A 25,975-nucleotide genomic window follows, 5' to 3' on the forward strand; every position below is an offset into this window, starting at 1 on the left:
GTGGCGTGTGGTGAGGGCGCGTGCGCGCGGGGGGTGCCGCGGTGCTCAGAGGTGGGCGCCGGGCGGGTTCGGGCGGGCGAGGCCCAGGTCGTAGGCGAGGATCGTGGCCTGGACGCGGTCGCGCAGCCCGAGCTTGCGGAGCACCGCGTTCACATGGGACTTCACGGTGCCCACGGTGATGCCGAGCTGCTCGGCGATCTCCGCGTTGGTGAGGCCGGAGGCGACCAGGGTGAGGACGCCGCGCTGGCTGGTGGTCAGGCTCTCGAGCCCGGGCGGGCTCCCGGCGCGTACCGGGGTGCCCGGCCCGGAGGCGTAGTGGTCGATGAGGCGGCGGGTCGCGGACGGGGCGAGCACGCTTTCGCCGGCCGCCACCACCCGGATGCCGTCCAGCAGTTCGGAGGGGCGTACGTCCTTGAGGAGGAAGCCCGAGGCACCGGCGCGCAGTGCGTCGAAGACGTACGCGTCGAGGTCGAAGGTGGTCAGGACGAGGACACGGGGGGCGTCCGGGCGGCCGGTGATGATGCGGGTGGCGGCGATGCCGTCCAGTTCGGGCATGCGGACGTCCATGACGACCACGTCCGGTGCCAGCTCCTCGGCGAGCCGTACCGCGTCGGCGCCGTCGGCGGCCTCGCCGACGACGGTCATGTCCTCCTCGGCGTCGATCACGGCGGCGAATCCCGCCCGGACGATGCCCTGGTCGTCGACGACCAGCACGGTGAGGCTCATCGTTCCCTCTCCTCGTCGTCCGGCGCGGCCGTGAGGGGCAGCCGGAGGCGGACGGTGTCCCGCGGGCCGGTGGTCAGGGTGCCGCCGAGTGCCGAGACCCGCGTGGCCAGCCGTTCTCGTGCGCCGGGGCCCACGGCGCGGGGCACTCCGGTGGCCGTGAGCGTCAACGTGTCCTCGTCCGCGTCGAGTTCGAGCACCGCCGGCTGCTCGCCGACGGCCGCGAGCATCGTCTCGGCGGCGTGATAGGCGGCCAGGTCGACGGCGGTGGGCAGGCGTTCCGGTACGCGGCCGGTCAGCCGTATCGCGACGTCGCGGCCGGTGGCCCGGAGCTGGTGGGCGAGCAGGTCGAGCGCCTGGAGGGTGGGCTGCGGGCGCAGTTCGGGTCCCGTTTCACCCTCCCGCACCGTGTCGAGGAGGGCGCGCATCGCGGCCAGGGCCTCGCGGGCGCGTTCGGCGGTCGCGTCGAGCCGGCCCGCCTCCGCCTCCGCGACCATGCCGGCGGTGCGGGAGAGGACGGTGGTCTCCAGTCCGGCGGCGATCCTGCGGCGCTCGGCCCACGCGTCGCGTACGGCCTGCTCCGTCCAGGCGGCGAGGCGTTCGTCCCGCGTCGACCGGGCGGCCCGGTCGCGCCGCCCGCGCAGGGTTCCGGCCCGGTGGGCCGCCCCGGCCGCCAGGGATGCCGCGGCCGCCGTGCCCGCGGCGACCGCCCAGGCGGGGACGGTCGTGCCCCGGTCCAGGACGGCTGCCGTCGCGGCCGCCGTGTGCACCGCCACGGCGGCGAGCGGGAGGGCCGGGAGCGATGAGAGCGACGGGAGCGACGGGAGAGAACGGCGCGGGTGTTCGTCGCCGGCCGGCGGGCCGGCCACCCTGCCGGCCGCGTCCGCCGCGAGCGCCGCGCACGTGGCCGGCAGGCTCAGGGCGAGGGGCAGGAGCACCGGACCGGCGTAGTCGCCCGCGGCCATCGCCACCGGCCACAGCAGGGCCAGCCCGCAGAGAACCACCTGCGCCGCGCGGGGCGCACGGCGCAGCCACAGCAGGGCGACCGCCTGCGCCGCGACGAGCAGCGCGAAGAGCACGCCCGCGGACACCCGCCCGCCGGCCGGCACCTCCTCCGCCCGGATGACCAGGACCGGGAGCAGCGGCTGCACGGCCAGGCCGGTGGCGGCCGTCAGCTGCGCCAGACGGTGGCTCCGCGGAACGGACCGCTCCGCCGGGGCCGCGGTCCGGCCGGGCAGGACCGCGTGCACCTCCCAGCCGCCCGCCGCCGTCGGGCCGGTGGTGAGGGTGCCGCCCGCCTCCCGTGCCCGCGATCTGAGGAAGCCCTGGCCGCGGCCGCCGCCGAGCCCCGCGCCGTGCGCCGCCGCACCGGCCGGCGGGGCCGTGCTCGTGACGACGACGTCCGTGCGGGTGTCGCCGTACCGGACGCGCACGCTCGTGTCCGCGCCCGGGGCGTGCCGTGCCACGTTGGTCAGCGCCTCGCGCACGATGCCGTACGCCGCGTCCGCGAGGGTGCCGTCCGGCAGGGGGTCGATCTCGCAGTCCACCCGCTGGTCCAGGCGCCGGAACCCGGCCACCAGGTCGAGCAGCCGCTCCTCCGGTGACGGCGTCTCCTCGCGGGAGGGCGCCGGTGCCCATACCGCGCCGAGCGCGCGGGTGACCTCGCGGCCGGTACCGACCGCGAACTCAAGGGCTTCCCGGCCCAGTTCGGGGCGCCGGTCGCGCAGCCCGAGGGCGGCCCCCGCGGTGACCACCACGGCCGTCAGGTGGTGGGCGCTGACGTCGTGCAGCTCCCTCTCCATCCGGCGCCGCTCGACGGCCGGGAGCCGGAGGCGCTCGGACTCGGCCCGGCGCAGCAGGGCCTCGGCCGCCTTCCGTGCGCGGCGGGCCCGCCGGGCGAGGAGGCCGGCACCGCTCGCCGCGGCGTACAGCACCGAGGTCAGGACGAGGTCGAGCCCGTCGCGGTCGCGGAGCCCGTGCAGGCTGAGACCGTACAGAAGCTGCCAGCCGGCGAGCGCCACCACGCACAGCACGGCGGTGAAGGCGTCGCGTCGGGCCGCGACGGTGAACAGGGCCAGCGCGACACCCGCGGTGCCGAGGACCGCCGTCGCCCCGGCGGGCAGCGGCCCGGCGCCCAGCGCGCAGGCGGCGGCGACCACGACAAGCGTGACCACCGGCCGGACACGGCGGAGGGCGAGGGCGGCCGTGACCACGCCGGCGGCCAGGGCCGCCAGGAGAAGGGCGGGCGCGGGCGGGACGGCTCCGCGCACCAGCGCCGCCCCCGGCCACACCGCGGCCTGGGCGCAGATCAGCAGGACCGGGAGCAGCCGGTCGTCGGGTCTCTTCATGACCCGGCAAGGCTATGGCCGCGGGCGGGCGGCCCGGCTCCGGCTGGAGGCGGATTCCGGTCCCCCGTCTCTCTTACCCGGGTTGCAGGGTCTCTCCCCCCGCGGTTCGACAGGGGCTCCGGGCCGGGCGGCCGGCGCCGGGAAGCGGTGGCGGACATGGCGCGGTCCAGCCGTGTCCGCTGTCGCCGGGGATATTCAGCCGGACGAGAGGAGGTCCAGGATGCCGTCGTACAGCGAGCTGTTGGACAGCAGCAGAAAACCCGCGAGGGCGATGAGCCACGCCGTGTTCTCCCGGGCGTTGTCCCGGAACCAGTCGTCGATCCTGCGCAGCGGCGAGTGGAGCGGGCCCTGCGCGACGAGACGGGCCGCCGTGAGGAGCGCCGCCGGGGCGACCATGACGAGGCAGTGGACAGCCAGGACCGCGGCCCGGGACGGCCACCGCAAGCCGCTGTCGCTCACGATGCCGATCGCCGCCAGGTACGGGAACAGGGTGGCCGCTTCGAGGAGAACGGCCGGCACGGCCACGGTGAGCAGCCCCCGTGCCGTGGCGGACGGGCCGACCGCCTGCTCCCGCCGGCGGGTGAGCCGGCCGGAGCCGGGGGGCTCCCCGCGCAGCAGTCCGTACCAGAGGGCGAGGAGGAGCAGGGTCACCCCCGCGGCGGCCGTCGCCCGGTCGCCGCCCGGTGAGGCCAGGGCGGAGCGCAGCTCGTCGCGCAGGGCCGCGAGCGTGCTCAGCAGCAGCAGGCCGAGCAGCAGATACCCGGCGGCGACGAGGGCGAGATAGCCGAACACCCGGCCGATCCGCAGACCCGACGGCATGAGCAGGAACCAGACGGGAACGGCGATGGTGGACACGCCCAGGGTGTCGAGCAGGGCCAGCGGCAGGACCTCGCCCAGGACGCCGGCCACTACCGGGCCCCCGGTAGCCGGTGGACGGCGTGGCGGCCGGTGTCCCTGTGCCCGGCGAGGTGCGCGCCGCCGCTGCGGGAGACGTGCCGGGCCTGGCAGGTCCGGTGGGGACGCACCGGACCCACGGCCCCGGAGGGCCGCGGAGCGGACGCCCCGGCTCCGGCCCTACTCCCGTTCACGGTCCGGATGGCGTTCACGGTCCCGGTGGCGTTCGCCGTCCGTGCCGGCCTGGCGGTCATGGTCCCTGTCATGGTCCCGCCGGGAGCCGAGGCCGAAGTCGTCGCGCAACTCCTCGACGATTCCCCTGGGTTTCCGGCCCCGCGCGCTCTCCAGCAGTTCGATGGCACCCAGGACCATGAGAACCAGACCGAACGGACGCCCCCTGAACCATCCGAATTCGATATCGGGGAGGAAAATCGCGAGTACCGCGCCCGCGATGATTGCCACCGCCCCGAGAACACGCTTCATTCCCGTCGTCCCCCTGATGTGCGCCCGTGTACGCGGACCCTCCAACTCGCGCCCACGGTACGTCATATGGACGGGCCCGCAACACAGGCCGATGACCCGTCGCCGACCGCCCTGCCGACCCGGTCGGGCGGCAAGGACGTGCGGAGATGCTCCGGTTCCCCGCCGCCGGGCCGGGGCGGGACGGACGGATCCCCGCGCTCCGCACCGAAGCGTTCCGCCGGCGGGAAACCGGGGCTTTCGCGCCGGGTATTCCGGGAACGGAATCACAGAAGTCCTTGCCCGTCAGCGATTGCGGGGACTTTCCGGAACCGGTCGGCTGCCGGCCCGGTTCAGGGCGGCGGAAGACGGAACGGCGTGTTCCCGTTCGCCGTACGGACCGGTGAACGGGGGAACCGTGCGAGGCGACGGGCGCGGGCGATGAGCGGCGGTGCCGTGCCGGCCTTCCGGAGGGACGGAAGGCCGGCACGGGTGTGGTCCGCGGAGCGGTGCCCCCGGCATCCCCGTGCCGGGGCGCGGCCGCCGGCTCGGGCGCCGGGGGGCGTCCCGGCGGGTGCCGGCGTCACACCCCGCAGGAGCCGCTGTCGAGCTGGAAGTAGCGGCCGTTGGCCCAGCGGCACAGCCGCATGCCGACGACGACACCGGCGAGCGTGACCAGGGCGGGCAGATAGCCGCTGGAGACCTGGATGATCGGGATGGCCGGACAGCCGCCCGAGATCGCCCAGCCCGTGCCGAACAGCACCGCGCCGGGGATCACCCCGGCGTGGATACGGCCCGGGGTGCGGCGGACCCGCAGCAGGGCGAACGCGCACACGATGATCCCGACGGCGCCGGCGAAGGCGAGGAACATGCGCAGGTCCTGGAAGGTGAACATGCGGTTCAGTTCGGCGTAGTCGCCGAAGCCGATGTTCGTGACGGTGTAGCCGAGACCCAGCCCGGCGAGGGTGTTGGCCAGCAGAACGCCGCCGCGGGTACGCATCAGATCACCTTCCACAGCAGGAACGACACCGCGACGGCGGTACCGAAGAACACGGCGGTCGCGACGATGCTGACGGGGCGCAGCCGGCCGCAGCCGCTGAGTCCGTGGCCGGAACTGCACCCGCCGGCCAGTCGCGTGCCGAAGCCGACCAGGATGCCGCCGGCGAACAGCACGGCGGTCATGGTGAGCGGGTTGTCCGTGACCAGGCTCTGGAAGCCGGGGCCCATGTCGAAGCGGAGCTCGAACCGGCCGGAGGTGTACGCGGCGATCCATCCGCCGATGAGGATCGACAGCAGCAGAGCCGCCTGGGTGACCACCGGTGCCGGTCGCGGGGCCGCGGCCGGGGTGGCCGGGGCCGCCTCCGGCTCGGGTTCCGGCTCGGGTTCGGCGGCCAGGGTCCAGGGGTCCACCGGGGGCTGGGGATAGCCCGGGCCGCCCTGGTAACCCTGCTGGGAGTACGGGTGATCCCCCTGCGGGTACGGATGGTGCTGCGGGTCGGCGTACGCTCCGGCGCCGAAGGGCTGTGCGGGCGCCGCGGCGGCGGTGCCGAAGTGCTCGGCGGTGGCCGCGGCGAGCGCGTCGGCGAAGGCCTGGTCGTCGGTGAACTCTTCGTCGAGCTTTTCGAGTTCGCGTTCGCTGCGCCAGTGCAGCACGCGGTCCCACGCCGACGACACACCGAGGGACCGGTCGGTGGTGAGCGTGTGGACGATGGTGACCAGGGCAAGCCCGATGGCGCCCGCCCACCAGGGCCAGTAAGGACTCATGCGGGACCTCTCATCCATTCCATCAGCCGGGCCCACCGGCCGGGTTTCCGGTCGGCCGTCTGCCGTGTGCGCCGAGCGCGGCTCTCGGGGGGCCGGGGCGCCCGCCGGGGTGGCACCTGTCCCGGGCGGGCCGGTTCCCAGTGGGGCGCCGGTTCGAACTGGGCCGTGGTCTCCGGCGCCGCGGCTCCCCGGCCGTGCGGCTCGTATGCCTGCGGGCGCTCCGCCGCCGGCCGGAACCAGGGATCGTTCTCCGGGGTCCACGGCTGTGGCGTTAAGGGCTGCGCCTGCTGGTGCTGTTGGGCCTGCCAGGCCGCCTGGTGCGGCTGGTGCGGTTGGTGCGGCTGCGCCTGCCGGCCCGGCTGGGCCGTCCGGGGCGGCTGTGGCGGCTGGGACCGGCGGGGCGGCCGGGGCTGGTGGGGCGGCTGAGCCTGGCGCGGCGGCTGCTGCTCCGGGGCCGCCTCTCCGCACGAAGCCGTGTCGGCGGCTCGTCTGAGGTGGTGCGCGTGGCGCCCGTTGGGCAGCAGGCTGATGGGCACACGCTCTCCGGTGAGGGAGGTCTGGTAGCGAGCACAGGACCGCCACTGGTGGTCACTGTCGCAGTAGTGGTCGCGCCAGCTCTGCATGCCCGCCTTGAGCAGCGGAAAGAGAGGGCACCCCACGGCGTGTGTGCAGCCCACGTCGCTCCCTTCGGGATCGGGCGTACCGCCCCCTCGGGGGATGGTTGCCGTCCTCGGTCCATGTCGGTCGTTTGCCGCGCACCCGGCCGACGATTTCCCGCCACCGGAAATACAGCCACGGCGCTAAACGCAACGCCCCCGCCGCCGCGCCCATGCGCGACCCAATCACTTTTTCCGTATCGCAAGCAAGTGGTGATGGTACGGCACCGTCCGGATAGCCGGACGGGCAGGTAAATCAAAACCCCTGGGGGTATTTCCTTCCAAACGCCGGGGGGTATCCTCGAGGAAACGCCGGGGGGTATTTCAACCGGACAGCGGGATGGTGAACGCCATAGAGCAAGACAATGCATGACGGACGCACCCCGCCCGTTCCCGCGCCCTGCGCGGCCCCGGCGGGAAACCCAGCCATTCGCATTTCAAAGAGAACATCTCGTGGGGAGTTATGTGCCAACGCGCCATCTGTCCGACCTGCCGGAAGGCGACCTTTACGGGCTGTGGACGGCATGTCGAGCAAGTACTCGCGGGCGTCCCGGCGTCCCGGCGGTGCACGTGTGAGCCGGCGGGGGCCGGACGGGCGCGCGACCGGGCACCGGGGGCGGCGGCCCGGCCCGAGCCCGGTCCGGCCGGACCGGGGCAGCCGTCGCGGCCGCCCCACGCCCCCCGGGGCGCGGAGCCCACTGCGCACCGGTCGAAGGGCGGCTGGTGGGCCCGGCTCGTCGACTGGGTGAAGGGCCCGGCATGAGGTGAGGTCCGGGGGGACGCGCCCGTCGCCCCGGCTTCCCGTCCCGGGCCGCGGGCCCCGTGTCCAAACACCGCGAAGCTCCCGGCAGACGCGGATTCCCCCCTGCGGGGACACGTCTGCCAGGAGCTTCGTCGTGGTGCACGGGCCGTGCGCGGCCCGGGTACCGGCCTGCCGTCCGGCGGGCCTCAGCCGCCTCGGGCGGTGCGGGGCCCGCCGGCGCTCAGGACACCGGTCAGAGAGAGACGCTGACGCCGGCGTGGCCGTACTGGCCCACGGTGTTCAGGGCCTGGCCCTGGAGCGCGTCGACCTGCGCCAGCACGTCCGCGCTGTTGATCGCCACGGGCCCGGCGGTGATGCCGGCCTGCGGGCTCAGGCCGCCGGAAACGTTGTCGAGCTCGGCGTCGGAGATCTCGGCGGTCTCGATCCGGTGAGCGGAGTTCATGACGAAACTTCCCTTCATATGGGTATCCACAGTTGGGGGGCGGCCCCGCTCGGCACCGATGGCGGGCCTCGGCCGCAGGACGCACGGAATCCATTTCCGGGACACGCGCGCGGCTCCGGCGGCTGCCAGGGATCAAAGCACGGAGATCCACCGCGCATCCAATCGACTGAGACTCCCGTCACAGCGATTCACCGAGGCGCAAACACATTCGTGCAGAGAGGCGCACACATCCGGGGCGACTTCTTCACATTCCACGCCGATGCGGGAAGGCGTCCGGTATTGACCCCGCGCTATGGAGCGGGGCATTCCGCATAAAGGGAGTCCCCGCCGGCGATCCGCGCACCGATCTCCCCTGAATCGTGCCGCGACTGCGCATTCGGTGTGCAGATTCGCCGAACCGGACACCAGCCCCTCCCCGGCCGCCGACCGCAGCCACGCGGAAGGGCGTGCGCCGCGTGCGCCGCGTGCGCCGCGTGCGCCGCGTGCGCCGCGTGCGCCGCGTGCGCCGTCGCCGGGCTGGCGGAGACCGCGGGTACGGGTTATCTTGGACAAGTGTCCAAGGCGAATGACCAAAATCAGGGTCCCGCACGGCCGACCGCCGCAGCACGGGGCCGGGAGGTGCGGCGAAGGCTGCTGGCCGCGGCCGCCGCGCTCATCAGCGAGGTGGGCTGGAACGCGGTCACCACCCGGACGCTGGCCGAACGCGCCGGTGTGCGCTCCGGACTGGTGCACTACCACTTCGACTCCCTGGCGGCCCTCCTGCGGCAGGCCGCGCTGGAGGCCATGCGCCCCGCCCTCGACGAAGCCGTCACGGTGTTCACCGCCGCGGCCGACCCGGCCGACGGGGCCGCGGCCCTGCTGGCGTCCCTGGACCGGTACACCGGACGGGACCCGGAGTCCCTCCTGTTCACCGAGGCGTACCTGGCGGCCACCCGTGACGAGGAGCTGCGCGGGCAACTGGCCGAACTGACCGGCCACTTCAGGGACCGGATCGCCGCCGGACCGCGGTGGACCGGGCACCGGGACCCCGAGGCCACGGCGATCGCCCTGATGGCCGTACTCGACGGCTTCCTCCTCCACAAGGCTCTGAACCCCGGTCTCTCGGCCGCGCGGATCACCCCCCTCGTCCGCGGCCTCATGACCGACCCCCCGAAAGGAGAACACCCGTGAAGGCACTCGTCTGCGGAGCAGGCATCGCCGGGCTGACGCTCGCCGTGCGACTCCTCGACCAGGGCTGGGAGGTCCACGTGGTGGACAAGGCCCCCGGTCCGCGCGGCCAGGGATACATGATCGACTTCTTCGGTCCGGGGCACGAGGCCCTGACCGCGATGGGCCTGCGGCCCCGGCTCCGGCAACTCGCCCACCCCGCGTCGGAGTTCAGCTACGTGGACGGGGCGGGCCGCCGCGTCACCGCTGTGGACTACGCCCGGTTCCGGAAGGCGGCGGGCGGCGGACTCGTCAGCATCATGCGTCCCGACCTGGAGCTGCTGCTGCGGGAGGCCGTCGGAGACCGGGCGACGCTCCAGTACGGCACCACCGTCGAGAGCGTGGAGGCTGACGGCGGATCCGTGACGCTGTCGGACGGCACCCGGACCACCGCGGACCTCGTCGTGGGGGCCGACGGCATCCACTCCCGGGTGCGTTCCCTGGTCTTCGGGCCCGAGCGGGACCACTTCCGCTACCTGGGCATGCACACCGCCGCCTTCGTCTTCGAGGACGAGGAGGTGTTCCGGAGGATGCGCGACCGGTTCGCGCTCACCGACACCCTGCACCGGCAGATGGGGTTCTACGGACTGGAGCAGGGACGCGTCGCCGTCTTCACCGTGCACCGCACCGGCGATCCGTCGCTCCCCGCCGACCCGCGCGCGGCGCTCCGCCGGGAGTTCGAGGGCCTGGGCCCGCTGGTCCGGCGGGCCCTCGACCGATGCCCTCCCGGCGAGGAGGTGTACTACGACCAGGTCGCGCAGATCGACGCGCCCCGGTGGCGGAGCGGCAGGGTGGTGCTGCTGGGGGACGCGGCCCACGCCGTGTCCCTCATCGCGGGCCAGGGAGCTTCCCTGGGGGTCGGCGGGGCCTACGTGCTGGCCGAGCGGCTGCGCGTGGCCGGAGCCACCGGAGCCGCCGGAGCCGTCGCCACGGCGCTCGCCGAGTACGAGCAGCGCTGGCGTCCCGTGGCGGGCGAGGTCCAGACGCGGGCGCGGCAGCGGGTCGGCGAGTGGTTCCTGCCCACCTCACCGGCCCGGCTCCTGCTCCGGCGCTGGGGCCTGCGCGCGATGAACCTGCCGGTGCTGGACCGGCTTCTGACGGGTGCGCTCTTCCCCGCCGCCCATTCCACCGCGGTGGCGCGGGCGGGCGAGTGACCGGCCGGGCCCCGCGCCGTGGAGTCCGGGCGGCGGCCCGGGACCCGGCCGGGGCGGAGAGGCGCCGGACGGCTCCCCGCCCCGGCCGGTGGAGCGGCCCCGCCACCGCGTTCCCGGGAGGGATGGCAGGGCGGCGGGGACGCGGAGGTCAGGCCGTGGTGCCGGTGACCGAGGTTCCGGACCTGGTGACGTAGTAGGTGACCGTCGCCCCGCTCCAGTAGTGGAAGGTGAGGGTCACCCGGGCCCCGTCGGTGACCTCGGCGAAGAACTCGGACGTCAGGGTGGTGACGCCGGCGGCGTAGTCCGGGGCGAACGAGCGGTCGAACTCCTTGTACGGCGTCCAGTTGTGCGGCCCGGCGTTGCTGCCGTCGGCGTACCGGGCCTCCATGGTGGCGAGCTGGTCGCCGCGGAAGTCGGTCGGGACGGCGAAGGAGTCCGTCGTCCCGGTGGCGTTCCGCAGGACCGGCGTGTCATGGGTGATCAGGTCGATCCGCCACGGGACGCCCTGGGAGAACCGCGCCGACAGCACCGCGTTGGTGCCGTAGTCGCGTTCACCGCTGAGCCGGGTCAGGGCCGCCGCCCCGAGCGTGAGCCGGTCGCCCTCGACGGTGTAGTCGGTGCCGCGTACCAGTTCGGTGGTGCCGTGGGTGAGGCCCGTGAACGAGGTGCCGTTGAGGTTCAGCGTGAGCGTCTTGTCGGTGACGGGCGCCGACCGGGCGCTGAACACCTGGTCGGAGGAGGCCGTGCCGGACCGGGTCGTCCAGCTCGACCTGATCTGTTCGAACAACTCCGGGTCGTTCCAGGCGAAACCGGTGCGCTGGAAGTGCTGGCCGTTGTCCCACAGCATGGTGGTGATGTTCCTGGTGCGGGCGTGGAATCCGAGGGCCTCGAAGAACTTCAGCTTCTCGCCCTGCTGGATGGTGCCGGTGTGCCGGTCGAAGCCGAGCAGCCCGTACTCGCCGAGGATCACCGGGATGCCCCGGGCCACGAAGGTGCTGTGCACCCGGTCGAAGGCGTCGGTGAGGTCCTTCCGCGCGGTGGCGTCGAAGCGGATTCCGCCGGCGATGTTGACGCTGAACGGCCAGTATCCGTAGTAGTGCACCGTCGCGGCGAGGTTCGGGTCGTCCAGGGTGTCGAACGTGGCGGTCAGTTCGTCCAGCCGTGCCTGGTCCGACGAGGTGTGCAGGGTGGGCAGAACGAGCAGCCGGCTCGCGTTGCCGCCGCCGGAGCCGCGCACGACGCGGTGGAAGGAGGTGTTGAGTTCGTTCAGCAGCTCCGCGTTCTCGGCGTCACCGGAAGCGCCGCTGAACTGCGGCTCGTTGATGCTCTCGAACACCAGCCTGGACGGCGAGTCCCGGAACGTGCGGGCCAGCTGGGTCCAGAGGGCGTTGTAGCGGGCGAGCACGCCGGCGCGGTCGGCCGGCAGGTCCGCGATCCACTGCCAGGAGTCGTGGTGGACGTTGACCAGGACGTGGAAGCCCTCGTCGAGCGCCCAGCCGGCCACCTCCTCGACGCGGTCGAGATGGTCCGCGTCCAGGGCGTACTCCGGGGCCGGGCCCTGGTGCCCGCTCCAGGTCACCGGGATGCGGATGCTGTTGAACCCCTGCGCCCGGATGTTGCCGAGCAGTTCCCGGGTGACGCGCGGGTTGCCCCACGAGGTCTCGTCGCTGCCGGTGGCGTCGAGCGAGTTGCCGAGGTTCCATCCCGGCTGCATCGCGGCGACCTGCGCCATGGCCCCGCCGGATGCCCGGCCCCCGGGGGCCGTGACGGGTTCCCCGGGGGCCGCCGCCGAGGCCCCGGTGCCGCCGGCGGCCAGCAGGCCGAGCCCGGCGAGCAGGACAACCGCCCACCTCGCCGGTCCGCGCGCCCATCCGCGGACCGCTCCTGTGATGTCGCGTAAGACGTCCATCATGCTCCTCATCGGCACATGTGCCGCAGTGGGGGAAAGGAACGAACGTGTTCGCGGCCGGCCGGGGCGGGAGCAGCCGGCCGCTGCTCCGCCGCGATGCTGGCAGTGCCGCATCACCGGCGCAAGAGGCCCCCGGCCGGGGTGGCCCCGGGCACACCCCCGGTACGGGTGCCCGCCGGCTCGTGGCACCCGGGGCGTGGACAGGAGCCCGGGGCGCAGGACATCACGGCGCATCCGCACGCCGCTGCCCGCTCCCCGATCCGCGGCCGGGCCTGCTGTGGCGGAGAGCACAGTGCGGGCCGGAATCCTTTGCCCGGACCGGGAGGTTCCCCCGTAGTAAATACCCCCTGGGGTATCCCCTCGGATATCCCGTTTCCCCGGAGAGAGACAGCCATGCTGCAAGCGGTAACACCGGCCCTCAAGAAGTTCCTTCTGCCGATTCTCCTTCTGACCAGCCTGCTGGCCGTGACGGCCGGCGCCACGGCGCCGCGCGCCGCCGCGGCGACCACCGCGTCCGACGCCGTGGTCTACGTCGGGCAGGAAGGCGCCTCCATCTACGAGCAGTCGCTCGACGGCGTCCTCTACACCGAGGACTCCATCGGCGTCATGGCCGACCGGATCCTGGCGACCGAGGGCGAGATCGGGGACATGGCCGACCGCATCGTCTACGTCACCGAGGTCTCGCAGTACACCGGTCTCACCATCGTCTACTACGCGTACGACATCACGCTGACCGGTATGCAGGAGGCCAGTTACCTCTACGAGCTCTCCCTCGTGCCCGTGGCCGCCCTCCCCACCGGCTGGTGACGGCCTGCGGCCGCAGCCGCCCCGGCTCCTTCCCGGGCCGCTGAAGACGGGGGTCCCCCCCGGATGACCGGCGGGGACCCCCGTCTGGTGCGGCCGGGGCCGTTCAGCGGCGGCGGGTGATCTTCCAGGTGCCGTCCGCGAGCGGCTTGTCGGGGTGCTGGACGCTGAAGAAGAGGGTCTTCGGGTCCTTGCCGAAGTAGATGCCGCTGACCTCGGCGCCCGGGTCCTTCAGGGAGGCGAAGAGCTCGGTGCCGTCGGCGGCGCCGTCCCGGTCGCGGTCCCGGCCGGCGACCCAGATGTCGCTGGCGTAGTTGTCCTCGACGATCCACAGGCGGCCGTCGGGGCCCTCGGCCAGGTTGTCGGGGCTCTTGAAGCCGGTGATGCCGGCGTCGCGGTCCTCGACGGGCGCGTTCACGCCGGCCTGGACGAACGAGGAGAGGACGTTCTTGCGCAGGTTGACCGCGACGACGCGGTTCTCGCTGGTGTTGGCGACGTAGAGGGTGTCGCCGATGACCTCGACGTCCTCGGGACGGCCGAACTCGGTGGCGTTCACCGCGTCGGAGGCCGCGTCGGCGTCCGCGACCACCTTGTCCTTGTCGAGCGGGACCCAGGTGAAGGCGCCGGCCTTCTCGGAGTACGTCTCCGGGTTCCACTTCTGCTCGGCGTCGGAGAGGCCGTTGATCTTGAGGGCGTGGAGGCGGCCCTCGGAGAGGTCGCCGCGGCGGGTCGGCACGAACTTGTAGATCGAACCGCCCTTGAGCTCGTCGATGACGAAGACGGTGCCGTCGGGGAGCACGTCGATGCCCTCGTGGCGCAGGATGCCGATCTCGCGGCGCTCCTCGATCCGGGTCACCTTCGTGCGGTCCCGGCGGTCCAGGAACAGCTCGAAGACCCGGCCGCCGTCGGTCTCCTCGGTGACCAGCAGGCTGCCCCAGGGGGTCCAGCGGATGCCGTCGATCCGGTGCCAGTCCGCGCGCTGCGCGATGATCTCGGCCTTGCCGGTCCTCAGGTCGACGACGGAGACGGCTCCGTTGGAGGAGACCTCGTGGGTGCGGTAGAGGTAGCGGCCCGCCTGGCGGCCGGTCTCGTTGACCGTGTTCATGTCGGTGAGGTCGTCGGTACCTCCCCCGTAGATGTCGAGGACGGTCTCGTCGGCCACGAGCTTCTGGCGGAAGCCCTTCGGGGCGGCCAGCGGCTCGGACCAGTCGGCCGACATCTGGTCGTAGGCGGACTTCTCCAGCGGCCGGAACGCCATCGGCTGACCGTGGTGGCGGTCGTGGGCGGTGGCAGGGGCGGCGGAGAGCAGTCCGAGGGGCAGGCCCATGCCGGCGGCGAGGGCTGCGGTGATAAAGCGGATACGGCGGGTGCGGCGCATGGTGTGCGTCCTTCTGTGGATGACCCTGATGTGCGGGGTGGCTGCGCCGGACGCTAAGAGCGTTTCGTTAACGCGCACCCCTCTCCGGGTTACCTAGGGGGGTATCGACCGGTGAACGTTGCCTGTCCGGAACGATCGGCCGGCACCGTACGCCCCCGCCGCGGCCGCCCGGCCGGCACGGAGACGTTCCCTCCGTGCCGCTTCCGCCGGAGCTCAGTCCACCGGGGCGAGGACCACCCAGACCGGGCCGCGGGCGAAGGGGAGGCGGCGGCCGCCGGTGTCCGTGAAGACCGTGCCGGCGGCCGCCGACGGGCGGCTCCACTCGGCCTCGTATTCCCGGCCGTCCCGCAGGACGAGGGCCCGGCCGGAGCCCACGGTCTCCGTGTAGGGGGTGTTGCTGCCCGAGCGGTCGCCGTAGTCGGAGGGGCGGACCGTCACGTACTGGACGACGACCGTGGCGGCGCTCAGCCGCTCGCTCCCGTTCGTACGGGCCGGTTCCCCGTCCATGGAGACCAGCCAGCGCTTCTCGGCGGAGGACCAGTCGAAGGTGAAGCTCGCGGCCGGGAAGCGGACGGTACGCTCCCCCGTCCTCCGGCCGCCGCCCGGCGCGGGACCGAAGCGGAAGCCGATGTCGCGGGGCTCCGAGGCCCCGGACGCGGCGCGCACAGCGCGGTCGGGACGGAGGTAGAGGTTGTGGGGCGCGGGGCGGCCCGGGTCGCGCACGTATCCGTCGGTGAGCTCGCCGGGCGGCAGGGGGATCAGCGGGGCGGCCTCCACCACGGGGCGCAGCCTGCTCTGCACCCCGGAGTAGGCGAGGGCCGGCGTGCCGAACTGGCGCAGCAGTTCCAGGTCCGACTCGCGGGCGCTGCGCACCGGGCCGAGGGATTCCGGCAGTTCGGAGGCGAGGATCGCCAGTATCCGGGTGAGGCCGGCCTCGACCTGCTCGATGTAGACGATGTCGGCCTTGTCCAGGCCCGTGTGCGGCCGGGCGGCCTCCACATTGTCGATCTTGACGGCGAGGACCTTCTCGCCCGCGCCCTTCTCGCCGGTGAAGGGCGAGCGTCCGTCGCCGTCCCCGTCGCCGTCCCCGTCACCCGTCTGGCAGGCCGCCGCCAGCAGCGACAGTGCCGCCGTCAGCAGTACGGTCCGCCGCGATGCCGTCCGCTCCATGGCCGCCCGCCTCCTCGTCCGCCGCCTCCCCGACGAGTGTGCCCCTCCCGCCGGGGAACGGCATCGACCCAACGGGGTAAAGAACCGCCCCGGACCGCTCTTCCCCGGGTGCCCGGCGGCCGTCGCGTGCGCGGGCCGCGGCCGCGGCCGGCGGCGAAGGGCCCCGGCCCGGACGGTCCCGGCCCGAACGGTCCCGGCCCGAACGGTCCCGGCCCGAACGGTCCCGGCCCGAACGGTCCCGGCCGGTCATCGGAGAATCCTCTTCCCGCCGTACATACTTCGGCCCCTCTCAGCGGTCTTTGAGTCAGGGAGAGAGCGGAGCAGCGCGCACCCGGCTGCCCGCCGCCGACAGGTTTCCGCCCCTCGGGCCGATTCGGAGCGTATGAAGTGATAACCCTCGACAAGGGCCCGCGCCTGCGCGGAGCCGACGCGTCCGCACCCGCGCGGCGCAGACGCCGCCGGGCCGCCGCCGTCGTCGTCACCGCCGGCGCCGTCCTGGCCGTCCCGGCCGTGGCCACGCCCGCGCAGGCCGCGGCGCCGACCGTCAGCGCCAAGGGCGCGTTCCTGCTGAACCAGGCGGACGGCTCCAGGATCTACGGCAAGTACGCGGACACCAAGCGGCAGATGGCCAGCACCACGAAGATCATGACGGTCCGTGTGGTGCTCAGCCAGAAGAATCTCGACCTCGACCGGAAGGTCACCGTCCAGCAGGCCTACCGCGACTACGTCGCCCGCGAGGGCGCCAGCACGGCCGACCTCAAGAAGGGCGACAAGGTCACCGTCCGGCAGTTGCTCTACGCGACGATGCTGCCCTCCGGCTGCGACGCCGCGTACGCCCTCGCGGACACCTTCGGCAGCGGCACCACCCGGTCCGCACGGGTGAAGTCGTTCATCGGCAAGATGAACAAGAAGGCCGGGACCCTCGGCCTGACCAACACCCGGTTCGACTCGTTCGACGGCATATCGACGACCGGGAACAACTACACCACCCCGCGCGACCTGGCCAAGCTCGCCCGCAGCGCCATGAAGTACTCGACGTTCCGCACCGTCGTGAAGACGCGGAAGACCGTGCGCTACGCCAAGACGAGCACCGGCGGCACCCGCACCTACACCTGGTACAACACCAACAAGCTGCTCGGCTCCTACTCCGGCGCCGTCGGCATCAAGACCGGCACCGGCACCGCCGCGGGACCGTGCCTCGTGTTCGCCGCCACCCGCGGCGGCAGGACCGTGGTCGGCGTCGTCCTCAACGGCAGCAACCGCTACACCGACGCCGCGAAACTGCTGGACTACGGCTTCGGCAGCAGCACCGCCACCACGATGAAGCTGCGTCAGCTGCCCGCGGGCGCCCAGCAGGACTGACCCCGGGAGGCCCGTTCCCGGGCCGCTCCGCCGGGCGGCGCCCCCGGGTCAGAGCCGGTGGCGCCACCCGTCCGCGGGCCCGGGGCCGGCGGTGCCCCGCTCCGGGACCCCGCGGAGCAGGGCACGCAGCCGGCCCGGCGGCAGCCCGGCCGAGCGGCGCATCGCGTGCGTCAGATGGGCCTGGTCGCTGAAACCGAGTTCGGCCGCCAGCAGCCGCAGGTCCGTCTCGCCCTCGCTCAGCCGGTCCAGCGCGCGGGCCAGCCGCAGCCGCTCGCGGTAACGGGTGAGCGTGACGCCGGTGACGGCCGTGAAGACCCGGCTGAGGTGGTGCGGTGAACAGGCCACCGCGCGGCTGAGGTCCTCCAGGCGGAGCCCCGGGTCGGCGCAGAGGGCGGCGCGGGCGTCGTCGACGAGCCGCTCCCGGGCGGCCGCGGTGGCGGGGCGTCCGCTCGTCACCCGCCCCGGGGCGATCTGCGCGAACACGGCAGCGGCCAGGGCCACCGCGCGTTCGCCGAGGTCGAAGGCGTCGCCGTGGGCGGAGCGCGCCCGGGCGAGCAGCACGCGGTGGCGGAGGGCGAGCTCGGTGGTGACGTGGGCCAGTCCCCCGGGGACGGCCGGGTCACCGCCCAGCATCCCCGCCACGCACGGCTCGGAGAGGACGATCTCCGTGTAGACGTCACCACCGCACGGGTGCGCGAACTGCTGCTCCGCGCCGGGCCGTTCGACGTAGACGGTGGCCGGGTCCAGCAGGCGCTCCGCCCCGTCCACCCGCCCGCGGACCAGGCCGCGCCGGACGAGGACCAGGCCGAACACGGCGGCCTGCCGGGCCTCCGTCCAGCCGCGGGGCGGATCCCCGCAGCGCACGTCCGCGACGTAGACGTCGTCGGTGTGCAGATACACGCTCCGTTCCACCGCCACGTCCCGCACCCTACGCGGCGGCCGGCCCCGGTACGAGGGCTTGCCCCGGCGGACCCCGATCGCACAAGGAACGACAAGCCCGGCCGGTGGCTGCCGGGCCACCCTTCACCGAGCGGCGCCCGGGAGGCGGGCGCCCCGCTGCCGCCCTCCGTGTACCGCGGAGCGGGCGGAAGCGCGGACGGTTCGCACGGGCGGAGGCCGGGGCATGCGCGCAGACGAGGGCGCCGGGGGGCGCGGGCACGTCGGGGAAGGCGCGGGACGCGGAGTACTGCGCGGAGAGGGCGCGGGCCGCCGAGACGACGGGGACACCCGCTCGGCGCGCCCGGCGGACGCACCCCCCGGCGGCCGGACGGGGGTCGGCCGCCGGGGGGTGCTGCGGGGCGCGGCGGCGACGGGGGCGGCGGCGCTCACCGCACCGGCGGTCACCGGCGGCGCCACGGCCGTGGCCGCGCCGCGGGTGGTGAGCCGCTCCGCCGGCCCGTTCGAGGTGCTGGCGCTGCTGGACGCCCGGGGCACGTTCCCCGGACAGCTCCGGGACCGGTTCAGCGGGGCGTCGGAGCAGGACTGGCGGCTGGCGGAGCGCATCGATCCCGGCTCCTTCGGGCCCGACGGGACCTGGCGGCTCGACTTCCGCTGCTACGCGGTCCGGCGCCCGGGCGGCCGGGTCACCCTGGTCGACACCGGCATCGGTCCCGCGGACAGCCCGGCGGCCGGCTGGGCTCCCGTGCCGGGCCGGCTGCCGCGGGTCCTCGCGGAGGCGGGAATCTCCCCGTCGGACGTGGACTCGGTCGTGCTGACCCATCTGCACGAGGACCACTACGGCTGGGCCGTCGGCCCGGACGGTACTCCCGCGTTCCCCGAGGCGCGCTACCTGCTGCAGCGGAGCGAGACGGCCGCGCTCGACCCGGCCGACACGGCGATGACGTACGTGGTGCGGCCGCTGCGCCGGTCGGGGCGGCTGACCGAGGTGGACGGCGCGGTGCGGCTCTGCGGCGGCGGGCGGCGGGGAGGCGCCGTCCATCTGCGGCCGACCCCCGGTCACACCCCGGGGCACCAGTCCGTGCTCGTGGACGGCGGACACCGGCGGATCATGGTGACGGGTGATGTGCTCGTGCACGCCGTGCAACTGGCGGACCCGGCGGTGGCGTACGCCTTCGAACAGGATCCGGTCACCGCGCGCACCAGCCGCACGCGGCTGCTCGCCGAGGCCCGTGCGCGGGGCGCACTGCTGGCGACGGCACATCTGACCCGGCCGTTCGTCCACCCGGGGCCCGCCGGTGCCGGCCCGGCCGCCGTCCGCACGGCTCACTGAGCGCTGCACGGACGCTCACCGACCGCCGTGCGGACGCTCACCGAGCGCCGTGCGGCGCCGCCGTCCGCTCCCGGCCGGGCGCGGACGCGCCCGGGGTCAGCGCGCGCTGTCGCCGGGCAGCGGGCCCGGGTTCCCCGGGCGGGCCGGGACGGGTTCCGCCGGGAGCGGTTCCGCCCGGACGGGTTCCGCCGTGACCGGTTCCGCCGTGACGGGTTCCGCCGTGACGGGTTCCGGCCGGGCGGAGTCGTCCCCGGTGGCCGACGGCACGGCTTCGTCCGGCGTGACGGCCCTCGGCGGGGCGGGCTCCGGCCCCGGAGCGGCCCCGGCGGAGCGGGCCCCAACGGGCTCCGTCGGGCCGGTGCGGCGCAAGCGGCTCCGAAGGCGGGAACCGCGCGCCGTGCCGCCGGTCAGCCCGAGTTCCGCCGCGATGCCCTCCCAGACCGCGGCCGGCGGCGCGACGATGCCGTCGTCCGGGGAGACGCTCCGGGCGGCTCGTACGATCCGGCGCAGCGTGACCAGGGTGTCGCGGCACTGCGCACAGTGCTCCGCGTGCCGCTCCGCCGCGCGCAGGTTCTCCGTGCCGGCCGCGTGCGCGAGGGCGTCCGGCCCGCCGGTGGCGGGCGGGGCGGCGGGGTCCGGGCCGCCCGGGGCGGCACCGGCCGGAGCACCCGCCGGAGCGCCCGCCGGCCCCGCGGCACCGGACGCGCCCGCGGGACCGGCGGTCCGGGCCCCGTCGGGGAACGACCGCCCCGTGAGGGCCAGTTCGGCCAGCAGGGCCGGGTCAGCGTGCTCCGTCACCGTCCATCTCCATTCGGGTTCTCAGCCGGCCCAGGCTCCGGCGGACGTGGGCCTTCACCGTTCCCAGCGGCAGGTCCAGCCGCTCGGCGATCTGCACCTGCGTGAAGTCGTGGTAGAAGGCGAGCCGCAGGATCTGCTGCTGCGGCTGCGGCAGGGCGCGCAGCTCGTCCGTCACCAGAACGCTGTCGACGATGCCGTCCACCGGGTCGTGACCGGGCCGGTCGGTGATCGCCCGAGCGGCCCGCCGGGCCTTGTCCTGACGGCTGCCCCGGGCCTGCAGGGCGTCGGCGATCCTGCGGCGCGTGATGCCGATCAGCCAACCCGGCAGGGAACCCCTGGCCGGCGAGTAGCCCGTCCGGCCGCGCCAGGCGCTGACGAACACCTCCTGGGTGACGTCCTCCGCCTCGCTCGCGTCCCCGAGCGCGCGGCCGGCGAGCGTGTGCACCAGCCCGGCCCACCGGCGGTACGCCTCCGCGAGGCAGCCCTCGTCACCGCGGGCGAAGCCCTCGGCCAGCTCGGCGTCGGTTCGGGTTCCGGTCACGGACGCGACGATAGGGAGCCGTCCGCCCCGATCCTCCGCACCACGTCAGCCGCTCACCCGGGTGGCGGTCACGATCAGGTTGTTCCGGTAGCCGCCCTGCTCACGGTCGTACGGGAGGGTGCAGGTGATCAGCGTCAGCACCGGGGGCCCGGTGCGGCGGAACAGCTCGCCCGGCAGCCGTTCGCGGTCCCGGACCTCCCGGGACGCGACCGTGTAGCGGACCTCCGGCGCACCCTTGCGGCGGACGACGACGGCGTCCCCGGCCCGTACGTCGTGCAGCGCGGCCAGCGCGCCGAGCCGGCCCGTGCGCGAGTCGACGTGGCCGACCAGGACGGCCGAGCCGGCGGGCGCGCCGGGGGCCGGGCCGTACCGGTACCAGCCGGTGCCGCCGGCGTCCTTGGGCACCGCCACCGTGCCGTCCCGGGCCAGGCCGACCGGCCGCACCTCCGCGTCGACCCGCAGCCGGGGGATGCGGAGCCGGACCGGCGGAGTGGCGGCGAAGGCCCGGTGCCCCGGATCCGCCCGGGCGCCGCCGTCCTGCGCGTCGCGCGAACGGCCGGGTGAAGCGGCGGTGTCCCGGCCACCGCCGTCCTGCCGTCCGCTGTTCCCGCCGCCGACCGGCCCGGCGGACCGCCGGTCGCCGAAGTCGGGCGGCGGCGAGCCCTCCCGGGTTCCCGGGTCCGGTACGGCCAGCAGGGTCGCCACCACCACGATCGCGGCCATGACCGCGACGGCGGCCGCCGACAGCCAGGGGCGGAGCCCCGGGGAGGCCGCGGCCCGCCGCACCGCCGTCCACGCTCGCGGGCCCGCTCCGCCGCTCACTGCCGTCGCGGCTCTCGCCGCGGCTCTCGTCCGCGTGCTCATCCGGGGGCTCATCGGGGGTCTCTCCTCGTGTGGACTTGCGGCTCGGGGCGTGCCGCGCGGCCTGCCCCGGGATCACGGGCCCGGCCGGGGCTCCGTTCCGGACCGCCCGGCGCGGGCGGCCGCCCGGCGCGCCTGCGCACGCCGGGCGGCCTCGTCCCGCCACTCGGCCGGCCACTCCGCCGTGGGCCGCCGGCTCGTCCGTCCGCCGACAGCGGGGCGGCGGGTGCGGAAGGCCGAGGCACCGGGGAGCGGGAGCACCGGGGCGGGGGCCCTGCGTTCAGCCGCGGGAACGGCTGCCGCGCCAGGCCGTGCGGGTGAGCAGCACACCGGCCGCGGCGAGCGCGCCGGCGCCCGACCAGGCCGCCCAGGCGGCGGTGCCGTCCGAGCCGTCCGCGCCGGCCTGCATCAGCGTGTCGCTCTGACCGCCCCTGACACCGTTCGGGGCGGTGTGGAGACCGCTGAAGGTCTGGGTCTTGAGGGCCAGGTTCTTGTCCTCGGCACTCCCCCAGGCGTAGACGACGTTGCTCGTGCCCTCCTTCAGGTCGAGCTGGGCGGGGCCGATGACGACGTCGTCCGTGCCGGCCAGGGTGACATCGGCGTTCACGCTGCCCGCCGGGACCGTGGTGGTGGCCTCCTTGGGGTTCTCCAGCCCCTTGACCAGCGGCGTGCCGTCGGCCCGCACGTCCACGGCCGGTGCGGCCGCCACATGGCGCACGGTCAGCCGGGCCTGGCCGGCGGGCACCTTCGACACGTCGTTGACGTAGGCGTTGAGGGTGGGCTCGCCATCGGCGGTGAGGTGGGCGGCGAGCGTGGCGTTCGCCCCGGCCGGGACCTCCACCGTCTTCTGGATGGCGGGCTCGCCCTCCGGGTCCGCGCCCGCCTCGAACACCTCGATGTCGTAGCTGCCCGGGTCGAGCGACTGCGGCGGTGTCAGGGTGCCGGGCTTGAAGTCCGGCAGGAGTTCCTTGCCGTTGGCGTACACGTCGACGGTGAGGCCCGGAACGCCATGGAAGACGGATACCTGTGCCTTGCCCTGCCCGGTCTGCGCCGGCCCGGCCTGGGCGGGGGCGGCGGAGAGTCCGAGGGCGCATATGCCCACCGTGGCCGCGATCGCGGCGGCGCTGCGGCAGTTCCTCATCGAAATACCCCTTCACGACGACGCTCCGTCCGATTGCGGAGCATTCATCCCTATTTCGGGTTGGGAGTCCCGTTCGGATGCACGGAGGCGGATCTCTTTTCGCGGGAGCTTCCGGCCGGGGCTTCCGCCGGGGCTTCCGACTGGGTTCCGCCAGGGCTTCCCAGGGGGCGCGGTGGCTCCTCCCGGGGCTTTCGACGCGTCACTCGTCCGCCCGTCGGGGGCGGGGCGGACGCGGACCGGGGAGAGGGCGGTGCCCCCGGCGGGCCGTGCGGCGGGGCCGGGCGGGGTTCAGAGCCCGGCCCGGTCCAGGGCGCTCTGCAGGGACTGCCGGTATCCGTCGCTGGTGTACGTGGCACCGGACACCGTGTCGATGTCCGCGCTCTGCGCCGCCAGCGTCTCCTGGTTGAGCCGGGGAATCGCGGTGGCGGAGATCTGCTCGCTCCGCGGGTCCCCCGCGGGCGACTGGAGCGCGGTCGCCGCCGTGATCCTGCTGCCGGTCAGGGTGATCCGCACCTGCACGGGGCCGTGCTCCGTGCGGACGGTGCCGCCGGTGACGGTGCGGGTGGCGGGTGCCGCCGTGGTGGTCTCGGGGGCGGCCGGGGTCCTGCTGGTCCGGGCCGGGGGAGGCGCGGTGGTACGGGGCGCCGACCGGCTCGGGGAGGGCTCGTCCGGCGCGCGTCCGGTGCTCTTCGACGGCTTCGCCGGGGCGGAGGAGGGGGACGGGGAGGGCGGCGCCGGTGAGACGGCCGCCGTGGACGGGGCGCCGGGGCCGCCGGCCCGGGCGAGAGCCGGGTCCCGGTCCGGTTTGAGGGCGAGCAGCGCCACGATGACGGAGACGGTGCCGGCCGCGGCGAGCACGGTTCTGCGGTACGGATGTCTGTTCCTCAGGGGCATGTGGCACCTCCGGGCTCACCGGGCCGGGTCCGGCCCCGGGGGCCGGGACGCGGGAGCCGGGATCGGACTCAGAATGCGAAGGACTCGTGGTGGATGCGGCGTTCGGGGACCCCGGCCTCGCGGAGGGCCGCGTACCACTCCCCGGTCAGCCCCGGCGGTCCGCAGAGGTAGACGTCGTGCCGGTCGATGTCGGGGAGCAGTTTCCGCAGGGTCCGGGCGCTGATCGCGGGGCGCCTGCCGTCGGGGCCGTTGACGGCGTACAGCAGATTGGCCCCCCGCCGGTCGGCGATCTCCTCCAGTTCGCCGCGGAGCGCCAGTTCCTCCGCCGTGCGGGCCCGGTAGAGCAGCGTCAGGTCGCCGGGCGCGCCGGGCAGTGTCTCGAACAGCGCCCGGAGCGGTGTGATGCCCGCCCCGCCGGCCAGCAGCAGGACCTTGCCACCGCGCTGCCGGGCCGCGGTCAGGGCCCCGTACGGGCCCTCGGCCCAGAGCCGGGTGCCGGGAGGGAGCGCGGCCAGCGCGGCGCTGTGCCCGCCGACCGCCTTGACGGTGATCCGCAGCAGGTCGGGGCGGGGCGGGGCCGACAGCGAGTACGGATTCGCGGTCCACCACAGGCCCCGGGTGAGGAACCGCCAGCGGAAGAACTGCCCGGCCTCGGCACCCAGCCGGTGCAGCCGCCGGCCCCGGATGAGCACCGAGACGACGCCGGGCGCCTCCGGGACGACCGAGTCGACGCGCATCCGGTGCCGCAGGTTGAGCCGCAGCGGGACGAGGACCCGGTACCAGAGCAGCAGCGCTCCGGCCGCGGCGTACAGGGTGTACCAGGCCGTGCGTGCTGCGGGGTCGCCGGCGAACTCGGCGCCCGTGGAGAGCTGGTGCCAGAAGGCCAGGTAGACGGCCGCGTAGGTGAGCAGGTGCAGGTAGTACCAGAGTTCGTAGCGCATACGGCGCCGCAGGAGGCCGGCGGACAGCAGACCGGTCAGGAGCAGGAGGAGTGTGCCGGCGGCCGCCTCGACCATGTCGGGGTACCCGGTGACCACGGAGACGGTCTGCGCCACCAGGCCGGTGCCCGCCTGGAGTGCGTAGCCGTAGAGGGTCAGACCGACGTGGGCCGCCGTCAGGACCAGGGTGTAGCGGCCGCTCATGGCGTGCCAGCGCGTCACCCGGTCCGAGCCGACCCTGCGCTCCAGGGCCGGGACGCGCGCCATCTGCACGATCACCAGGGCGACGGCGTAGCCCGCCAGCAGTCCGGTCATGCGGCCCGCGTTCACCATCCATCCGGAGGCCCCGGAGACGGCGGGGGTGTTGCGCCACCACAGCCACAGGACGGCCGCCGCGCCGGACCAGGCGAGGAGGAGCAGCGGTATGGCGGGCGAGCGCCGGGGACGGACGCGGCGCATGGCCTGCCGTCTCCCCGCGCGGCTGTACTGGATCGTCGTCACGGACTTTCTTTCCCGGTGCTGCGCGTGGGGGGCGCCCGGGCACCTTACCCACCGGCGTGCCCCCCGGAGCAAGAGGTGGGCGGGCCCCGTGTGCGGCCCCCGGCCCTCACCGGTGGCGCAGCCGGGCCACGGCCTCGCGGATCTCCGGCAGCCGTTCGTACAGCGCCTCGCCCGGGCAGCGGGTCTCGTAGCTGTCGCGATGGCCGGATATGACGTGGAGTACGGCCTTGTCGCCCTTGTCGAACCGCGCCTCGTCGTTGGTGGAGACGAGACGAACCGTGCCGCGCGGGTCCGCCCCGGGACGCAGCTGCCAGGCGGCGACCTTCGCTATGCCGCCGAGGAGGGCCCGCGGCACCACCGTTCCGGTGTCGAAGGTGCCCAGGGCCGCTATCCCCACGGTGTGCGCGTTGAAGCCCTTGGTGTGCGCCCCGCGCACGGGGCGGGCTCCGCTGCCGGCCCGGCCCTCGTAGACGGTGCCGCACCGGTCGACGACGAAGTTGTAGCCGATGTCGTCCCAGCCCTCGCCCTTGACGTGGTCCGTTTGCAGCGAGCGCAGCATCTCCGGCACATCGGCGCAGTCGTAGCTGTTCGGATGCCCGGTGTGGTGGAGGAAGACGGCGCTCACCACCCCCGCCGGCCGCGGGCGTTCGCGCACCAGGTCCTCGTCCGCGTCCCAGACCTCCCGGCCGACGATCGGGGGGCGGGGGGCGGCGGGCCGGACGGCGGCGGGCCCGGACCGCTCGGGCGGCTCGGACCGCACACTGCCGTCCCGCACCACCAGCAGTGCCAGCGGCAGGATGACGACGCCCGTACCCAGGGCCAATCGGCGTGACCACATGGGACCAGCGTGCGGGCGGGGCCCCCGCGCTTCTCGGGAGGCTGCGCCATTCGGGTGAGGGGATCGGGCCTGACCTGCTGGTTTTCCGGGACGGGCCGGGGCCTGGCGGGGCGGAGCCGGACACGGGCCGGGGCCCGGTCGGTGACGACCGGGCCCCGGATGGTGCCGTGCTGTGCTCTGCGGTGCTGTGCTCCGCCGCGC

The 25,975-nt window shown here is 74.6% G+C and carries 23 protein-coding genes; 5 read left to right on the plus strand and 18 right to left on the minus strand.

What is annotated here, in order from left to right; all coding sequences use genetic code 11:
- Positions 1 to 45: 45 nt before the first annotated feature.
- From KBZ10_RS00740 to KBZ10_RS30215, 7 genes are all read right to left on the minus strand, one after another.
- Positions 46 to 726: a response regulator transcription factor gene (locus KBZ10_RS00740; protein WP_210985468.1), complete on the minus strand. Its 681-nt coding sequence runs from the start codon at positions 724 to 726 to the stop codon at positions 46 to 48.
- Positions 723 to 3,071, minus strand: coding sequence for a histidine kinase (locus tag KBZ10_RS00745; protein ID WP_210985469.1), 2,349 nt, complete (start codon positions 3,069 to 3,071; stop codon positions 723 to 725). The genes KBZ10_RS00740 and KBZ10_RS00745 overlap by 4 nt, the downstream gene beginning before the upstream one ends.
- A 195-nt stretch (positions 3,072 to 3,266) precedes the next feature.
- Complete coding sequence (locus KBZ10_RS00750; RefSeq protein WP_210985470.1) at positions 3,267 to 3,980, minus strand: GAP family protein; 714 nt, start codon at positions 3,978 to 3,980, stop codon at positions 3,267 to 3,269.
- Positions 3,981 to 4,145: 165 nt separating this feature from the next.
- A complete protein-coding gene (locus KBZ10_RS00755) occupies positions 4,146 to 4,448 on the minus strand; it encodes a hypothetical protein (RefSeq protein ID WP_210985471.1) in 303 nt (100 codons plus the stop codon).
- Between the two features lie 559 nt (positions 4,449 to 5,007).
- A complete protein-coding gene (locus KBZ10_RS00760; protein WP_210985472.1) occupies positions 5,008 to 5,424 on the minus strand; it encodes a YeeE/YedE thiosulfate transporter family protein in 417 nt (138 codons plus the stop codon).
- Positions 5,424 to 6,188, minus strand: coding sequence for a YeeE/YedE family protein (locus tag KBZ10_RS00765; protein WP_210985473.1), 765 nt, complete (start codon positions 6,186 to 6,188; stop codon positions 5,424 to 5,426). Before KBZ10_RS00765 ends, KBZ10_RS00760 begins: the two co-directional genes overlap by 1 nt.
- Before the next feature lie 1,651 nt (positions 6,189 to 7,839).
- On the minus strand, positions 7,840 to 8,049 hold the full coding sequence (locus tag KBZ10_RS30215; protein WP_210985474.1) for a hypothetical protein: 210 nt from the start codon (positions 8,047 to 8,049) through the stop codon (positions 7,840 to 7,842).
- 552 nt (positions 8,050 to 8,601) lie between these two features.
- Between KBZ10_RS30215 and KBZ10_RS00775 the strand changes: the two genes are divergently transcribed.
- Both KBZ10_RS00775 and KBZ10_RS00780 read left to right on the plus strand, forming a co-directional pair.
- Positions 8,602 to 9,219 (plus strand): TetR/AcrR family transcriptional regulator, encoded by a 618-nt coding sequence (locus KBZ10_RS00775; RefSeq protein WP_210985475.1) that lies wholly within the window; start codon positions 8,602 to 8,604, stop codon positions 9,217 to 9,219.
- Positions 9,216 to 10,409: an FAD-dependent monooxygenase gene (locus KBZ10_RS00780; RefSeq protein ID WP_210985476.1), complete on the plus strand. Its 1,194-nt coding sequence runs from the start codon at positions 9,216 to 9,218 to the stop codon at positions 10,407 to 10,409. The genes KBZ10_RS00775 and KBZ10_RS00780 overlap by 4 nt, the downstream gene beginning before the upstream one ends.
- Before the next feature lie 148 nt (positions 10,410 to 10,557).
- Here the strand turns inward: KBZ10_RS00780 and KBZ10_RS00785 are convergent, their stop codons facing one another.
- Positions 10,558 to 12,318: a cellulase family glycosylhydrolase gene (locus KBZ10_RS00785; protein WP_210985477.1), complete on the minus strand. Its 1,761-nt coding sequence runs from the start codon at positions 12,316 to 12,318 to the stop codon at positions 10,558 to 10,560.
- Between the two features lie 393 nt (positions 12,319 to 12,711).
- Between KBZ10_RS00785 and KBZ10_RS00790 the strand changes: the two genes are divergently transcribed.
- Positions 12,712 to 13,125 (plus strand): hypothetical protein, encoded by a 414-nt coding sequence (locus tag KBZ10_RS00790; protein WP_210985478.1) that lies wholly within the window; start codon positions 12,712 to 12,714, stop codon positions 13,123 to 13,125.
- Between the two features lie 103 nt (positions 13,126 to 13,228).
- On the opposite strand, the gene KBZ10_RS00795 is transcribed toward KBZ10_RS00790, so the two are convergent.
- Both KBZ10_RS00795 and KBZ10_RS00800 read right to left on the minus strand, forming a co-directional pair.
- Positions 13,229 to 14,500: an alkaline phosphatase PhoX gene (locus KBZ10_RS00795; protein WP_210985479.1), complete on the minus strand. Its 1,272-nt coding sequence runs from the start codon at positions 14,498 to 14,500 to the stop codon at positions 13,229 to 13,231.
- Positions 14,501 to 14,713: 213 nt separating this feature from the next.
- Complete coding sequence (locus tag KBZ10_RS00800; protein ID WP_210985480.1) at positions 14,714 to 15,670, minus strand: DUF3048 domain-containing protein; 957 nt, start codon at positions 15,668 to 15,670, stop codon at positions 14,714 to 14,716.
- Positions 15,671 to 16,084: 414 nt separating this feature from the next.
- On the opposite strand from KBZ10_RS00800, the gene KBZ10_RS00805 reads away from it, so the two are divergent.
- Positions 16,085 to 17,032 (plus strand): D-alanyl-D-alanine carboxypeptidase family protein, encoded by a 948-nt coding sequence (locus tag KBZ10_RS00805; protein ID WP_210985741.1) that lies wholly within the window; start codon positions 16,085 to 16,087, stop codon positions 17,030 to 17,032.
- Positions 17,033 to 17,080: 48 nt separating this feature from the next.
- Here KBZ10_RS00805 and KBZ10_RS00810 read toward each other — a convergent pair whose 3' ends face one another.
- The gene (locus KBZ10_RS00810) at positions 17,081 to 17,950 is read right to left on the minus strand and encodes an AraC family transcriptional regulator (protein WP_210985481.1); all 870 of its coding nucleotides are present in this window, start codon (positions 17,948 to 17,950) and stop codon (positions 17,081 to 17,083) included.
- Positions 17,951 to 18,155: 205 nt separating this feature from the next.
- Here KBZ10_RS00810 and KBZ10_RS00815 point away from each other — a divergent pair, with 205 nt between their 5' ends.
- Positions 18,156 to 19,262 carry an MBL fold metallo-hydrolase gene (locus KBZ10_RS00815; protein WP_210985482.1) on the plus strand — a complete coding sequence of 369 codons (1,107 nt, stop codon included), beginning with the start codon at positions 18,156 to 18,158 and terminating at the stop codon, positions 19,260 to 19,262.
- Positions 19,263 to 19,358: 96 nt separating this feature from the next.
- Here KBZ10_RS00815 and KBZ10_RS00820 read toward each other — a convergent pair whose 3' ends face one another.
- The 7 genes from KBZ10_RS00820 to KBZ10_RS00850 all read right to left on the minus strand — a co-directional run bounded on the left by KBZ10_RS00820 (position 19,359) and on the right by KBZ10_RS00850 (position 25,774).
- Positions 19,359 to 20,060: a hypothetical protein gene (locus KBZ10_RS00820; protein ID WP_210985483.1), complete on the minus strand. Its 702-nt coding sequence runs from the start codon at positions 20,058 to 20,060 to the stop codon at positions 19,359 to 19,361.
- Positions 20,044 to 20,601, minus strand: coding sequence for a sigma-70 family RNA polymerase sigma factor (locus KBZ10_RS00825; protein WP_307847100.1), 558 nt, complete (start codon positions 20,599 to 20,601; stop codon positions 20,044 to 20,046). Before KBZ10_RS00825 ends, KBZ10_RS00820 begins: the two co-directional genes overlap by 17 nt.
- Before the next feature lie 45 nt (positions 20,602 to 20,646).
- The gene (locus KBZ10_RS00830) at positions 20,647 to 21,465 is read right to left on the minus strand and encodes a class F sortase (protein ID WP_247701599.1); all 819 of its coding nucleotides are present in this window, start codon (positions 21,463 to 21,465) and stop codon (positions 20,647 to 20,649) included.
- 277 nt (positions 21,466 to 21,742) lie between these two features.
- Positions 21,743 to 22,603: a DUF4397 domain-containing protein gene (locus tag KBZ10_RS00835; protein WP_210985484.1), complete on the minus strand. Its 861-nt coding sequence runs from the start codon at positions 22,601 to 22,603 to the stop codon at positions 21,743 to 21,745.
- 288 nt (positions 22,604 to 22,891) lie between these two features.
- Entirely contained in the window at positions 22,892 to 23,497 is a 606-nt protein-coding gene (locus tag KBZ10_RS00840) for an FMN-binding protein (protein WP_210985485.1), read from the minus strand.
- 68 nt (positions 23,498 to 23,565) lie between these two features.
- Positions 23,566 to 24,894, minus strand: coding sequence for a ferric reductase-like transmembrane domain-containing protein (locus KBZ10_RS00845; protein WP_210985744.1), 1,329 nt, complete (start codon positions 24,892 to 24,894; stop codon positions 23,566 to 23,568).
- Positions 24,895 to 25,042: 148 nt separating this feature from the next.
- Complete coding sequence (locus KBZ10_RS00850) at positions 25,043 to 25,774, minus strand: peptidoglycan recognition protein (RefSeq protein ID WP_210985486.1); 732 nt, start codon at positions 25,772 to 25,774, stop codon at positions 25,043 to 25,045.
- Positions 25,775 to 25,975: the final 201 nt, after the last annotated feature.

This window comes from Streptomyces sp. F63 (genome assembly GCF_018070345.1).
GTDB lineage: Bacteria > Actinomycetota > Actinomycetes > Streptomycetales > Streptomycetaceae > Streptomyces.

Coding starts and splice junctions, on each gene's coding strand:
- KBZ10_RS00740 (WP_210985468.1), bottom strand. CDS start 726: ATGAGCCTCACCGTGCTGGTCGTCGACGACCAGGGCATCGTCCGGGCG.
- KBZ10_RS00745 (WP_210985469.1), bottom strand. CDS start 3,071: ATGAAGAGACCCGACGACCGGCTGCTCCCGGTCCTGCTGATCTGCGCC.
- KBZ10_RS00755 (WP_210985471.1), bottom strand. CDS start 4,448: ATGAAGCGTGTTCTCGGGGCGGTGGCAATCATCGCGGGCGCGGTACTC.
- KBZ10_RS00760 (WP_210985472.1), bottom strand. CDS start 5,424: ATGCGTACCCGCGGCGGCGTTCTGCTGGCCAACACCCTCGCCGGGCTG.
- KBZ10_RS00765 (WP_210985473.1), bottom strand. CDS start 6,188: ATGAGTCCTTACTGGCCCTGGTGGGCGGGCGCCATCGGGCTTGCCCTG.
- KBZ10_RS30215 (WP_210985474.1), bottom strand. CDS start 8,049: ATGAACTCCGCTCACCGGATCGAGACCGCCGAGATCTCCGACGCCGAG.
- KBZ10_RS00785 (WP_210985477.1), bottom strand. CDS start 12,318: ATGGACGTCTTACGCGACATCACAGGAGCGGTCCGCGGATGGGCGCGC.
- KBZ10_RS00790 (WP_210985478.1), top strand. CDS start 12,712: ATGCTGCAAGCGGTAACACCGGCCCTCAAGAAGTTCCTTCTGCCGATT.
- KBZ10_RS00795 (WP_210985479.1), bottom strand. CDS start 14,500: ATGCGCCGCACCCGCCGTATCCGCTTTATCACCGCAGCCCTCGCCGCC.
- KBZ10_RS00800 (WP_210985480.1), bottom strand. CDS start 15,670: ATGGAGCGGACGGCATCGCGGCGGACCGTACTGCTGACGGCGGCACTG.
- KBZ10_RS00815 (WP_210985482.1), top strand. CDS start 18,156: ATGCGCGCAGACGAGGGCGCCGGGGGGCGCGGGCACGTCGGGGAAGGC.
- KBZ10_RS00830 (WP_247701599.1), bottom strand. CDS start 21,465: ATGAGCACGCGGACGAGAGCCGCGGCGAGAGCCGCGACGGCAGTGAGC.
- KBZ10_RS00835 (WP_210985484.1), bottom strand. CDS start 22,603: ATGAGGAACTGCCGCAGCGCCGCCGCGATCGCGGCCACGGTGGGCATA.
- KBZ10_RS00840 (WP_210985485.1), bottom strand. CDS start 23,497: ATGCCCCTGAGGAACAGACATCCGTACCGCAGAACCGTGCTCGCCGCG.
- KBZ10_RS00845 (WP_210985744.1), bottom strand. CDS start 24,894: ATGCGCCGCGTCCGTCCCCGGCGCTCGCCCGCCATACCGCTGCTCCTC.
- KBZ10_RS00850 (WP_210985486.1), bottom strand. CDS start 25,774: ATGTGGTCACGCCGATTGGCCCTGGGTACGGGCGTCGTCATCCTGCCG.